Below are 13,160 nucleotides of genomic sequence, written 5' to 3' on the forward strand. Positions count from 1 at the left end.
TTGTGATATTCCACCTGACAAGTATGTATCCAATATTTTTTGGCGAAAGTCGAGGGAATATGGTTTCATTTTTACCCTTGAGTAGATGCACTGAATTTATCTTAATTAGTGTACTTTATTAGACTGGTAAACGCCATATCTTTGAATCATATCGAGAAGAACTAATACCACCGAACGAAATAGAATTTTAATTATCTAGGACTTACGCATTGACAGAAAATACCAAATATGGATTCTTTGAAAAAGCACGTCTGTCGTAGGGGTAAAGCACAATGCTAAACCCCTACAGATGACTATCGAAGAATGATTAATAAAAGGCTGAAACGACCCATTTTCGGATATGCATTTCTTAAATTAGCTGGTTCACCTATTGGTGCTTATGATGTACTTATAGCAGCCACCGCAGTAATCAATAATCATATTGTGGTGACATCTAATGTCCGAGAATTTCAAAGAGTACCTAACTTGCAAATCGAAAATTGGCGTTCTGTGTGAATAGCTGACTCCTCCCAAATGCAAAGCTTAAAGCTTCCATAACAAGATGTTATATTTGCTTCTATATTCAAGTATCTGTTCAGCAAGCTAACTTTGTTTAAACTACTCAGATACATTAGTATTTTTCTCATTACCGCCTGTTTGCTATTTGCTTGTCATACTTCATCACCGACCGAATTAAAACGCCCTCCCTTGAAAGTGCAATTTGCATCTTTTATTGGAGAGTATCCAGGCATCATTGCTCAAGAAAAAGGATTCTTCAAAGCCCAAGGTGTAGATGTTGAACTAACTTATAAACGATACACCCAATTGGAAAGAGCAAATTTCAGTGCGGGTAAGTATGATGGTATTACAGCGTCCTTGGGAAGTTTTATTCTCTTGAGTGCCACCAATCCTGATATACAAGGCGTGCTGGTTATAGATGAATCAACAGGAGCAGATGTAGTAGTCGCCCAACCACAAATAAAAACTGTCGCTGACTTGCAAGGGAAAAAGCTAGGTGCAAATCTAGGCGGTTTTAGCGAACTTTTCGTGACTGAGATGTTGAAAAGTTCCAACTTCACCAGCGATGATGTGAAATTGGTTAAATTAGAAGCTTTAGAAATTCCTCAAGGCCTGAAAAATAATGTTATTCAAGCCGGACACACTTGGCAACCCCATCTTTCTGAAGCTATTAAATCAGGGGGACATATCCTATTTACCAGCAAACAAACCCCTGGCTTGATTTTAGATATGATTATTTTTCGCAATGATACAATCCGCGATCGCCCCGAAGACGTTCGTGCATTTGTGCGAGGATGGCTGCAAGCTGCAAACTATTGGAGGGCAAATGTTCAGGAAGGAAACGCGATCGTCAGCAAAGCTTTAAAAATTCCTAGCAATACACTCTCTTTGGACGGAGTCAACCTAACTGATTTAGCTGAAAATCAAAAATTGTTTCAATCTAGCAACCCTAACTCTATCTACAAAACTGCCAAGATATATGCAGACTTTTTTATTCGCTCTGGGAACGTGACGCGCATTCCTGAGCTAGAAAGTTTGTTCAATTCTTCCTTCTTGAACCCTCCCTTCTAGTTTAAAGCCATGCAGCAGACTTTTTTGGGCAGCATTCGGACAAAGTTGATCGCCTCGTTTCTGATTGTTGCTTTAATTCCTTTGCTGTTATTGGCATTTATCAACAAACAGACAACTGAAAAAGCACTAACTGACAACGCCCGACAAGCCCTATCTGCGGCGGCTAACGAAACCGCTAACAGAATAGATGCCTTTATTGATGGAAATCTCAATGCCGTGCGCGTAGAGGCTATTTTACCAGGTTTGGCACGCTATCTCAGCCTAAACCCAAAACAGCGAGATGACAGCCCCGAAATGCAATTGGCAATAGAAACATTAATCCGTCTCAGTCGCAAAGATATGCTCAATATTCTCTCCTATGCTTTGCTCGACTTAAACGGAAAAAATGTATTGGATACACAGACATCGAACATTGGCAAAGATGAATCAGTTGAAAATTATTTTAAAAAACCACTGGAAACTGGGTTATCTTTTGCTTCTACCATGAAGCGATCGCCAACAATTCCTGACCTTGTTACCCTGTTTTTTAGCAGTCCGGTTCGCAATGCCAAGGGAGATATATTGGGTGTATTGCGTGTTTCATACAATGCTACTGTTGTCCAGCAGTTAGTAACTCGACAAACTGAACGGGCTGGGGCAAAATCCTTTGCTATTCTTTTAGATGAAAATAATATTTATCTGGCACATAGCACTGCACCAAAACTACTTTTTAAATCAATTGTGCCTCTGCCTTTGGATGTTGTAACTCAACTACAACAGAAAGGGCATTTGCTTAATTCTCCTCTCAAAGAATTGGCAACTAATGAGTCAAAACTTAAGCAAGCATTAGATAATAAACAGTCGTATTTAATTGCATCTTTGTTAGCAACAGGTAATCAGGTTAATCTGATTGCGATCGCTCATTTAAAATATAAACCTTGGTCTGTGTTGTTCGCACAACCCCTTGCTATTGCCCTAGCACCTGTAGAAAAGCAAATTCGTGACGCAATGTTTCTATTTGCAATTATTGCTTCAGTAGTGACAATTGTCGCTTTTGTCATTGGGCAACTGCTAACAAAACCAATAATTTACCTTACCAATATAGTTTTCCAATTTACCGCAGGTAACTTAGATATCCGCGCCAAAATTATCTCACAAGACGAAATAGGTCAACTGGCAGCATCGTTTAACAACATGGCACTTCAGTTACAAACATCCTTGGAAACTTTGGAACAACGGGTACAGGAGAGAACAGCAGAGTTAGTAATTGCTAAAGAAACAGCAGAAGATGCAAATCAGAAACTAGAACAACTGGTAAATTTAGATGGTTTGACTCAGGTGGCTAACCGTCGCTGCTTCAATGCACGACTGCAAGCAGAATGGAAACGCCTTGCAAGAGAACAACAACCCCTGTCACTGATTTTATTCGATGTTGATAAATTCAAATCTTACAACGACTGCTATGGTCATCTTGAAGGCGATTATTGTCTAATAAAAATAGCGCAAACAGTTCAACAGACAGTTAATCGTCCTGGTGATCTAGTAGCACGTTATGGAGGAGAAGAATTTTCAGTACTCCTTCCCAATACTGATTTAGCAGGAGCAATCAAAGTAACACAAAATATTCAGCAAGCAATTTATGCTCAGTCCATTCCCCATGCACAGTCTGATGTCAAGGATATCGTCACAGTTAGTTTGGGTATTACTTCTGTCATACCCATTTGCGACATTAAACCAGATACACTCATCGCTTCAGCCGATAAAGCACTGTACAATGCCAAACAAAAGGGGCGCGATCGCTATTGTACGTTTGGCTGATTTACATTTATACCCAGTCTTCGCAGTGTTTTAGCAGCGATCGCTCCGGGTGTGGTTGTTGAAATCAGAGATTTTTGATGCGTTGGCGCAGCCCAACCTAGCCATCCCTTCATACAACAATTCTATTCTTTGTTAGGACTGACGCAAAATATTTCTCAAACTCAGATTTCTCCGTGTCCGGTTATTGAGCGAAGTCGAAATACTGCGCCTCTGCGGTTCGTTATTCCCTAAGTGTAGGAGTAATTAGATTAAATAATAACCTCTAAAGGAGTGCGATTGTAGCAAGCAAAAGTGCGATCGCTTCCAGAGGTTATTTTTATGGTTGTTGAAAACTATTTTTAGTTTAATTGAGCGTAATATTCTTCGCAACACCGTTGCTATGTTCAAACTTGTTTTGACTTAGCGGTAAAGGCTCTTGAGAAAGGGATTCTAAAAATTTAACTGCTTTTAGTAAAGATTCTCCCGATAATTCTTCCAGCAGTGTTATTCCTCTTGAGCGAATTTCTTCAGGTGGAGTCATGGGCAAGTTGACCTTATTTACATCTAGCTTCAACTGTAATCCAAGTTTTTTGTCCTCCTCTCTGCCTAAAGTCTCATCCTTGCAGGTTTCTCTCTGTTGTAACTCTGAGCTAGTTATGAGCGGGGGAATGGTGGCGACATCATAATCATCCGGTTCTAATAATATTTTGAATGCCTGAAAACATCGAGTGAGAGAGTACCGATCAACTTTGTTCCTACAGCTAAAAATCTTACACAGGGTATGAGAGTCTAAACCTGTCTGAACACTCAGATTGATGAGTGTAAATCGCTTGTTGCCGTTTTCATTAAATTCTGTTTGTTGTTTTGCTAACTCAAGCTCAAATTACACTCCCAGTAGTTTGATTTTAGGAATGTTATTCAACAGTAAATTTTTGATAGTCTCCTATAAATTGTTCGCGTGGGAAGAAAGAGGATAATAATAACTGTGTAATGAAATCTATTATAGAAGAACTAAGTCCGAGCCAATAGAGAAACAGCAGGACAGTCATTAAGTTTAGCGATCGCTGTTAAGCTCTCCTTTTGCAGGTGAGAATTCCAGTTATAGGTTTAAAGATGACATCAGGGGCAATATCCAAGCGATCGCACTCTTTTACCGATTGAATTGAAGAAAGGTAGCAAGATGCCGCAGAGTGCCTACAAAAAGTAAGTCAGACATCAATCACTTTTTTGATTTTTAGCAAATGCGATGCCTGCGGCGGGCGTAGTGATCGCACAAAATTGTGCCGCAATAGAACTTTTGGATTTTTTTAGGATAGTAGTATTATTAAATTGTATATACAACTTTATTTTTCCCAAGTATTGAGTAGCTAACGATAGAATCGTGCTTTGTCGGTGATAAATTATACAGCTTTTTTTATTTGCCTACACGTTTAAACGCTACAACAAGCTAATGTGCAATTACTCATGATTTTTTGAGTACTACCTCAAAAAAACCTTTATTTAAAAGTTGCGCGATGACACAAACAACTACAGAGCGTCTATACTCTTTTGAAGAATATCTCGCTTATAACGATGGTACTGATAGCCGTTATGAATTGGTGGATGGGAAACTAGAACGCATGAATCCACCAACTTTTAGACATTTACTAATTTCTGACTTTATTCAGGATAACTTTAAGGCAGAAATCAATCGCTTGAGTTTACCTTGGCTATGCTTTAGAGAGGCAGGGGTAAGAACGGGATGGCGGAAGTCAAGATTGCCTGATGTTTATGTTGTCACAGCTGAACAGGTAATGGAATTCCTTGATGAGTCTGCTGTTTGTCAGTCTGCGCCGATATTAGTAGTGGAAGTTGTCAGCCCTGATTCAATAAAACGCGACTATCGATATAAACGTTCTGAATATGCAGCGTTAGAGATTTCTGAATATTGGATTGTAGATCCAATAGAGTCAAAAATTACGATTTTATTGTTGTCAGAAGGATTGTACGAGGAAAAAGAGTTTAGCGGGAGTCAGCAACTTGTGTCTGCAACTTTCCCGGAAATTGCACTTACAGTTGAACAAGTATTGTCTGCGGGTAATGTTGGTTAAAAAATAGACCATCCCTTCTGCTAGTTATCACAAGACTGTAAAACTCTGGGCTTACTTAAATAACCTAGAGGATTTAATTGGATAAAGTTGTGCTAAGTTACGTAGTTATTTGTAGTCACCCAATGTAAGCGATCGCACAGGAAATACATTCAAAAATCTGGAACTGTTTAGCGATCGCACTCATTTGACTTTGAAGGCTAGCCTTGGTCATGATGTACTTGTGTCAATTTCCCAGTGCTAGCCATTAGTGGGCGATAGCTGTATACAATAACTCTATTCTTTTTGATGATGAAACCGAATTCCTAAAAAGATGTCGTAAACAAACTCAAAAAAGTCCTTTTTCTGCAACAATCCTGAAGTTTGATAACATCCTTTTTCATCTAAGAGTGGCTTCATGACATAGTATGCAGGTTGGTAATTATACCAAGGAATAGAAGGCCACAAATGATGAATTAAGTGGTAATTCTGTCCCATAATTAGGATATTGAGAACTTGGTTTGGGTAGACGCGAGCATTTTTCCAGCGATCGCGCTCCGCAAAAGGACGATGAGGCAAATAGTCAAAAAATAATCCCAGTGCTATCCCTACCACAAAAGCTGGTATAAACCAAAAATTCAGAATGTAACCCAAAAAGTTGTACTGCACTGAGATATAAACAATTACACCGACAATTAAGCGGCTGATGAACCATTCCCATAGCTCATATTTACGCCACAGTCGCCGTTGAAAGAAAAATACCTCATGGTACAAAAAACGCACTGCAATCAACCATAACGGGCCACCAGTAGAGACATAATGATCTGGGTCGTCTTTAGGATGGTTGACATGTCCATGATGCTGTAAATGCACCCGCGTAAATACTGGAAAAGCAAAAGCTAGCATCAACGCACTGCCATGCCCTAACATCGCATTCATCACCCGGTTGCGATGGGCTGATTGGTGACAGGCATCATGAATTACTGTTCCAGCACAATGCAAGGCAAGGGTGTTAACGCTAAAGCACAGCCAGTGCGGCCATTCCCAAAGCCAGTAACCAAAGTTAGATAACACCAGCATTGCTACAGCTACCAAAAACAGCAGTAGCGTGGGATTAAAATCACCAGGAGGCGCTAAAAATTCCTTGGGTGGGATTGTCAGTGGCTTTTGTGCCTCCGATGTGATCATCTCTAACATTGACTCCTTCTTAATCAAACATTACGAATATACGATAAATATTAGGGAACAATAAAGTTTTGTAACTTTTTGTATAGCAATATTTATCCACAGCTTTGCATATCAGTAGATGAATAACGCTATGATTCCAGACAAGAACTAATCTTTACTGATAAGTGGGGTATGACAATTGGCAAAAAGTTGATGGGATAAACTCTTTCGTTGGGAGGATGGATACAAGATTGATGTACTATATCTAGTCTATCCCACAGCCCCCACTCTCCCATAAACCCTCTCTAACTGTTTATATCTTATTGATATAGCAGTGACTGAAAAGGAGATGCCACTTAAGTTACGATGACTTCCCAGATAGCTCCCTAACTTCAGCCCCTATGCAATTAAGAGATTCTCTGCGCCGGACAAAAATTGTCGCTACTATTGGCCCCGCCACTAGCAGTCCTGAAATGCTCAAGGCAATTATTGAAGCGGGAGCCACGACGCTGCGGCTAAACTTCTCCCACGGAACTCATGCCGACCATCAGCGTAGTATTCGCTTAATTCGGCAAACCGCTTTTGAATTAAATCAGCCAGTGGCTATTCTTCAAGACTTGCAGGGCCCAAAAATTCGCTTGGGGAAGTTTGACAACGGGTCTATAGTTTTGGCAAAAGGCGATCGCTTCACCTTGACAAATCGTCCAATAGTAGGGACGCAGGAAATTAGTTGCGTCACCTACGATTATTTAGCCGAAGAAGTCCCAGTTGGTGCAAAAATTCTCCTCGATGATGGACGAGTAGAAATGCTTGTAGAGGAGATTAATCGGGACAAAGGTGATTTACATTGTCGCGTCACCGTACCTGGTAAACTTTCTAACAACAAAGGCGTAAACTTTCCCGGCGTTTACCTGTCAATTAAGGCAATGACCGACAAAGACCGAGAGGATCTGATGTTTGGTCTAGATCAAGGTGTCGATTGGGTGGCACTTTCCTTTGTCCGCAATCCGCAGGACATGATCGAAATTAAAGAACTAATTTCCAGTACAGGTAAGCAAGTGCCAGTAGTGGCCAAAATTGAAAAGCACGAAGCAATCGAACAAATGGAGGCGATTCTGGCTTTGTGTGATGGCGTAATGGTTGCCAGAGGCGACTTAGGGGTGGAATTACCCGCAGAAGATGTTCCCGTACTTCAAAAGCGGTTAATTGCCACAGCAAATCGCTTGGGGATTCCCATCATCACAGCTACTCAGATGTTAGATAGCATGGTGAGCAATCCCCGTCCCACCCGCGCTGAAGTGTCGGATGTGGCAAATGCGATTTTAGATGGCACAGACGCGGTGATGCTCTCCAATGAAACTGCTGTGGGTAGCTTTCCTGTAGAAGCAGTGGCGACGATGGCACGAATTGCCGAACGTATGGAGCAGGAAGAATCCCAACACTTAAACTTACGTTCTGTCAGAGATGCTCGGCGCTCTATTCCTAATGCGATTAGTCAAGCTGTCGGTCAAATTGCCGAACAACTAGGCGCAGCAGCAATCATGACCCTAACGCAAACTGGGGCAACAGCTCGTAATGTCTCTAAGTTCCGTCCCCAAACACCGATTTTAGCAGTGACGCCTCATGTGAATGTGGCGCGGCAGCTACAGATGGTGTGGGGAGTAAAACCGCTGTTGGTACTAGGATTACCTTCCACAGGTCAGACATTTCAAGCTGCGATCAATGTGGCTCAGGAGCTTAAGTTACTGTCTGAGGGAGATTTAGTCGTGATGACCGCGGGTACACTCCAGGGAATTTCCGGCTCCACAGATTTGATTAAAGTAGAGGTGGTGACGGCGGTATTAGGTCACGGAATTGGACTAGGACAAGGTTCAGTGAGTGGTCGCGCACGGGTGGCAAATACTGGCATGGATGTGAGTAACTTTAATCCCGGAGACATATTGGTTGCACCGCGCACTAGTGCCGATTTTGTCGAGGCAATTCGTAAATCTGGTGGAATTATTACGGAAGATGAAAGTCTCACAAGTCACGCAGCAGTAATTGGTTTACGTCTTGGTGTACCAGTGATTGTTGGCGTGAAGCAGGCAACCCAGGCGATTCGGGATGGGGCGATTATAACCCTGGATCTACAACGGGGTTTGATTTACTCTGGGGCGGTGAGAACGTCTTAGATTAGGGATTGGGGACTGGGGACTGGGGACTGGGGAGCAGGGGAGCAGAGGGCAGGGGGTAAGGGGTAAGGAGGAGAAGAATTAATAACCAATGCCCAATGCCCAATGCCCAATGCCCAATGCCCAATGCCCAATGCCCAATGCCTTTATTAAACAGTTGCGATCGCAACCCCAAGCCATCCAGCAAAGTTTTGCTGCTGTGTGGAGTCAGGATGCTCAACAGGTTTTACCTGATAGCGAGTGGGATGTGGTGACGCCAAGGTAATGGAATAGGTACGCAGTTCGTCTTGGTGGAAAACTGCGACTTCGATGGTATCGTTTGGTTGGTAATCTTTCAGGCGATCGCTTAAGCTATTCCCCGTTACTTTAATCCCATCAATTGCTAGTAACTCATCACCCGCATCAATTCCCCCTACTTGTGCTGGTGAAGCAGTCTCCACAAATTTGATCATTTCCCGCCCATTCTCTGTATTTATTCTCACGCCCAAGTAAGGTTCTTCCTGTTGTTCAGCTACCAACTGCAAACCAAAGGGTTCTAAGTACTGATTAAAAGGCAAATCGTCAGTGCCATCAATGTAGCGTTTAAAGAAATCAGTCAAATCGATTCCGGCGACAGATTCGATAACTTCCTGCAACTGTTCTGGGGTATAGCCAATTTCATCTTTCCCAAATTGCTGCCACATTTTCAGCATCACGTCATCGAGGGAGCGCTGATTGTCGTGAGTAGAGCGAATCAGTAAATCCAGCAATAACGATACCATTTCTCCTTTTAAATAATAAGAAATTTGGGAATTAGCGCTATTGGCATCCGGGCGATAAAGTTTTATCCAGGCATCAAAACTCGACTCGGAAACGGGTTGTACCTTGCGCCCCGGTGTTGTTTCATATCTGGTAATTTCCTTACCCAAGTTATTCAAATACGACTTAACATCATAAATTCCTGCCCGCAAAGGAATTAACAAATCATAGTAACTAGTAGTACCTTCACAAAACCACAATGATGGTGTGTAGTTTTCTTGGTCGTAATCAAAAACCTCTAATGCTTTTGGGCGAATTCGCTTGACATTCCACAAGTGAAAGAACTCGTGTGCAACTAATTGGATAAAGCGATCGTACTTTTCCTGAGTGCGAAATCCAAAACGTTGGTAAATCAAGGAGCAAGAGTCTTTATGTTCCAAACCGCCAAAAGCTTGGCTAAATAAATGTAGCAGAAACACATATCGTTCATAAGGCAAACCGCCGAACATCTGCGCTTCAACTTGGATAATTTTTTGGATATCAGCAATCAACTGCTGAATTTGGTAATTACCTTGCCCCCAGATTGCCAGTTCATGGGGTTTTCCCAAAACCTCAAATTTATACAATTGGTGGCTACCAATCTCAAAGGGAGTATCAACAAGAGTATCAAAATCGCCAGCCAAGAAAGTATTTGTTTCCTCGGCAACAGATGGTAGAGCAGTAGTTACTTGCCATTCCGGGCGTGGTGGTAGAATGGTGACGCGAATGGGTTGCTTGTCCCAGCCCGGTATTCTAAAAAATATTGCCGCACCGTTGAAATAACCGTGAGTGGTATCTAAGTGATTTGTCCGTACCGATAGCTCATTGGCAAAAATACGGTAACGTACAGTTAATTCTGAAACACCCGTTTTGTCTATCTGCCAGTGATTTTTACTAATCTTCCGCCAAGGTAAAGGCTTATCCTCTGCAAAAGCCTCAAAATCTTGTAAATTCTTGGCGTATTCCCGGACTAAATAGGAGCCAGGTGTCCACACTGGCAGTTTTAAATCGAGAATTGGTGAGGGATGATTGACAAGGCGTAAAGTCACCTCAAACAGATGGGTTTCTGGCTGAGACATTGCCACCAGGTAATGAATCGTTGGCCCAGTTTCCTTGACATAGATATTGGGACGAATTGCTGTTGCTTCAGTCATCTTATTTGCTGAGGTAATAGTAGATGAGTCATTTTTCCCATAATGACAAATTTACCTTTTAATTTTTGACTTTTATATCAAGTCCGGTTAATCACTTATGATTACCGCATCTGTGCAAAAATCGGAAAAGTCTCTTTTCCCCTGCTCCCTGTCCCCTGCCCCCTGCCTCTTATCAAACTTTGCCAGCCAAGTTCATCAACTGTTTGAAGTTCACAAGATAAGTGATGTTGTTGGCGCTATCAATTTTTATCCACCCTTTTTCATGCAGCTTTTCCATGATTTTGGCGGTTTCTTCAACGCCGATTTCTGTCACCTCTGCTAAATCTTTAAAGGGAATGTTAAAAATTTCTCTTCCTAAGTCTGATTCCTGACCATAACTTTCGCCTAAACTCACTAGGGTATGGGCGAGTTTGACTGCTGGTGGTGAAGACCGCATTTGTAGGCGCAGGTTAATTTGTCGCAATCGCCGCACCATCAGTTGCAACATCCGGTGATGTAACTGCGGGTCTTTAAACAATATTTGAATAAATCGCTCTCTGGAAATACTCAGCAATTTCACGGATGAAAGGGCAATGACATCAGTTGAGCGTGGAGATTCATCCAAAATTGCCATTTCTCCAAAAAAATCGCCACGCCCAAAAATTGCCAGAGCTACTGAATCTTCCCCGACGGTACGCCGGACTTTGACCCAACCAGAAACCACAAAGTAAACGGCGTTACCCCAGGCATCTTCCATGACAACGGCTCGCCCAGATGGGTATTCATGTTCAATTGCAACGTTGAGCAGCCATTCCAAGGTCTGTGGATTGGCTGTACTCATTAAGGGGAAAAGTTCACTAAAAACCTCAGTTAGCATGAAATATTTGCAACAAATGGATTTAAGAGTGGGAAACTAACTTTGCTACTATAAGTTTGTTTAAACCGTAATCTTACTCAGAATACGATCGCAAAATTTGTATTTATTGAAGATGAATCTCTAAGGTTGATCGGTCTAGAGTTCGATTACAACATAACAATTATGTATGTGATCGAAATCAGCGGTTTCACTGACAGACTTTTGATTTGCTGTTTGTTGGTGGATTGCTATCTAGTGCCAGTATTTTGATCTGTTGGTCTAAATTTTTGACTAGTTGATTCAGGGCGACCATTGCTTCTAATTGCTGAGAATCAAGGCTGGGATTCAGTAAAAGCCTTTCTTGTAGTTCATGTAACTTTAAGCTTAGTTGCTGAGAAATTCCTAAAGCATCGCGGCCAAGACGCGCCAACTGTTGTTGTTGATAGAACTTTAATGCTGCTCCTCGTAACACTTGGAGTGTTGCCTCTTCGCCGTAGATTCCCGGCATGACTCGCAAGCGCAATAATAAGCGGTTTTTTTGATATACGTATTCTTTCTCTACCTGTTTTGGTTCTGCAACGCTGGTGACAGGCAGGGAAGCAAACCGCTTTAATTCATTCAGTACTCCTTGAAAAACCGAGAGCGGCAGTTTGTCTAATACAGACTGTAAAATTCCATTATCACTCCACAGTATTCTGCCTTCGTAAGCTTGTCTTTCTAAATACAGCCGACCAATTCCCCCAGCCAGGATTCGCCCTAGTAATTCTTCTAGTAATTTCTTCGGTGGTAGTGTTGTTAGCACCTCAATCGGACTAAGTAATTCGGGAACTTGCGTGGGCAAAATCGGTAAATTGTTTGGTGTCACTTCGGAATTCTCGCTCTCAATAGGGGTCAAGAACGTCGTAGTTTGAGATAATTGGTCTAGCTCTGGAGTGGGCGGCAAGTCTACGCGCTGCCCAGAATGTTGACGCTTTTGTGTCTGAAACACCATCAATATTGGTTGTTGATTTGATTCCGAGTCTGCATCTAGGAAAGGAACAGGGGTGTCAGCAATGGCCGCTGGGCTATTTGTTGAAGGAGAGTCCGCTGTTGGCTGATGTATTTGTTGGGCATCTAGCTGAGATGTATTCTTATGGTTGAGGTAGGCTGACAGTATTCTACGGTGAGCATCGGCTGCGATCGCCTCAATCACCATTGTGCAATTGATACAAGACAAAATGCGACCAACGTAATCTAGCGCCTCACTGTCTTGTGGATGAACCATACCTAGCAAGAGGTTTTTGTCTTCTAATCCAAAGGGCAAAATCTGGTGGTAGAGGCAAGCTTCAAAGGACAAAAGGCTATCAATCAGTTGAAATATTTGTTCGCGATCGCCTTCTTCCTCCCACTTAAATTGTGTAGCGGTTAGCACCTGGGAATCATTTACTGTAGTATCTGTTAGTTCGCCCTCTGAAGACAACATAGGTTTGATTGCTTGGTGTTTATGTATATAATATTTTGCCTCTAATTGAGTAGGTAGTTAATAAAGATACTTTGTTCGATTGTTAAAATTTCAATTATATATACCTAAGTAGACGTAAGTAGAATATGAATTTTAGATTATAGACTGTGGATAATATTGAGGATTAGGGCATGGGGCATGGGA

The 13,160-nt window shown here is 41.9% G+C and carries 9 protein-coding genes and 2 pseudogenes; 5 read left to right on the plus strand and 6 right to left on the minus strand.

Going from position 1 to position 13,160, the window contains the following annotated elements; genetic code table 11:
• Positions 1–342: 342 nt before the first annotated feature.
• The 3 genes and pseudogenes from A4S05_RS07175 to A4S05_RS07185 form a co-directional block, all read left to right on the plus strand.
• Positions 343–495: pseudogene (locus A4S05_RS07175) on the plus strand (type II toxin-antitoxin system VapC family toxin); the annotation flags it as partial.
• A 93-nt stretch (positions 496–588) separates the two neighbouring features.
• Entirely contained in the window at positions 589–1,569 is a 981-nt protein-coding gene (locus A4S05_RS07180; protein ID WP_176726942.1) for an ABC transporter substrate-binding protein, read from the plus strand.
• Between the two features lie 9 nt (positions 1,570–1,578).
• Entirely contained in the window at positions 1,579–3,366 is a 1,788-nt protein-coding gene (locus A4S05_RS07185; RefSeq protein ID WP_069069142.1) for a sensor domain-containing diguanylate cyclase, read from the plus strand.
• Here the strand turns inward: A4S05_RS07185 and A4S05_RS43030 are convergent.
• Both A4S05_RS43030 and A4S05_RS41405 read right to left on the minus strand, forming a co-directional pair.
• Complete coding sequence (locus tag A4S05_RS43030; RefSeq protein ID WP_256090851.1) at positions 3,348–3,479, minus strand: hypothetical protein; 132 nt, start codon at positions 3,477–3,479, stop codon at positions 3,348–3,350. The two genes, A4S05_RS07185 and A4S05_RS43030, sit on opposite strands and share 19 nt — an antisense overlap.
• 230 nt (positions 3,480–3,709) lie before the next feature.
• Positions 3,710–3,886, minus strand: coding sequence for a hypothetical protein (locus tag A4S05_RS41405; RefSeq protein ID WP_176726943.1), 177 nt, complete (start codon positions 3,884–3,886; stop codon positions 3,710–3,712).
• Positions 3,887–4,859: 973 nt separating this feature from the next.
• On the opposite strand from A4S05_RS41405, the gene A4S05_RS07190 reads away from it, so the two are divergent.
• Positions 4,860–5,435 (plus strand): Uma2 family endonuclease, encoded by a 576-nt coding sequence (locus tag A4S05_RS07190; protein ID WP_069069143.1) that lies wholly within the window; start codon positions 4,860–4,862, stop codon positions 5,433–5,435.
• Between the two features lie 273 nt (positions 5,436–5,708).
• Here the strand turns inward: A4S05_RS07190 and crtR are convergent, their stop codons facing one another.
• A complete protein-coding gene (crtR, locus tag A4S05_RS07195; RefSeq protein ID WP_069069165.1) occupies positions 5,709–6,599 on the minus strand; it encodes a beta-carotene hydroxylase in 891 nt (296 codons plus the stop codon).
• Between the two features lie 380 nt (positions 6,600–6,979).
• Here crtR and pyk point away from each other — a divergent pair, with 380 nt between their 5' ends.
• Positions 6,980–8,749 (plus strand): pyruvate kinase, encoded by a 1,770-nt coding sequence (gene pyk, locus A4S05_RS07200; RefSeq protein ID WP_069069144.1) that lies wholly within the window; start codon positions 6,980–6,982, stop codon positions 8,747–8,749.
• 149 nt (positions 8,750–8,898) lie between these two features.
• Here the strand turns inward: pyk and A4S05_RS07205 are convergent, their stop codons facing one another.
• From A4S05_RS07205 to A4S05_RS44160, 3 genes and pseudogenes are all read right to left on the minus strand, one after another.
• Positions 8,899–10,680: a M61 family metallopeptidase gene (locus tag A4S05_RS07205; RefSeq protein ID WP_069069145.1), complete on the minus strand. Its 1,782-nt coding sequence runs from the start codon at positions 10,678–10,680 to the stop codon at positions 8,899–8,901.
• A gap of 172 nt (positions 10,681–10,852) precedes the next feature.
• Complete coding sequence (locus tag A4S05_RS07210) at positions 10,853–11,536, minus strand: Crp/Fnr family transcriptional regulator (RefSeq protein ID WP_069069146.1); 684 nt, start codon at positions 11,534–11,536, stop codon at positions 10,853–10,855.
• Positions 11,537–12,764: 1,228 nt separating this feature from the next.
• Positions 12,765–12,977 (minus strand): annotated as a pseudogene (locus A4S05_RS44160) (pilus assembly protein PilB); the annotation flags it as partial.
• Positions 12,978–13,160: the final 183 nt, after the last annotated feature.

The organism is Nostoc sp. KVJ20 (assembly GCF_001712795.1).
In the GTDB taxonomy this organism is placed as follows: domain Bacteria; phylum Cyanobacteriota; class Cyanobacteriia; order Cyanobacteriales; family Nostocaceae; genus Nostoc.

Excerpts from the sequence above, each read along its gene's own strand:
- A4S05_RS43030 (WP_256090851.1), bottom strand. The coding sequence starts at position 3,479 with ATGAAGGGATGGCTAGGTTGGGCTGCGCCAACGCATCAAAAATCTCTG.
- A4S05_RS07185 (WP_069069142.1), top strand. The coding sequence starts at position 1,579 with ATGCAGCAGACTTTTTTGGGCAGCATTCGGACAAAGTTGATCGCCTCG.
- pyk (WP_069069144.1), top strand. The coding sequence starts at position 6,980 with ATGCAATTAAGAGATTCTCTGCGCCGGACAAAAATTGTCGCTACTATT.
- crtR (WP_069069165.1), bottom strand. The coding sequence starts at position 6,599 with ATGATCACATCGGAGGCACAAAAGCCACTGACAATCCCACCCAAGGAA.
- A4S05_RS07190 (WP_069069143.1), top strand. The coding sequence starts at position 4,860 with ATGACACAAACAACTACAGAGCGTCTATACTCTTTTGAAGAATATCTC.
- A4S05_RS41405 (WP_176726943.1), bottom strand. The coding sequence starts at position 3,886 with ATGACTCCACCTGAAGAAATTCGCTCAAGAGGAATAACACTGCTGGAA.
- A4S05_RS07205 (WP_069069145.1), bottom strand. The coding sequence starts at position 10,680 with ATGACTGAAGCAACAGCAATTCGTCCCAATATCTATGTCAAGGAAACT.
- A4S05_RS07210 (WP_069069146.1), bottom strand. The coding sequence starts at position 11,536 with ATGCTAACTGAGGTTTTTAGTGAACTTTTCCCCTTAATGAGTACAGCC.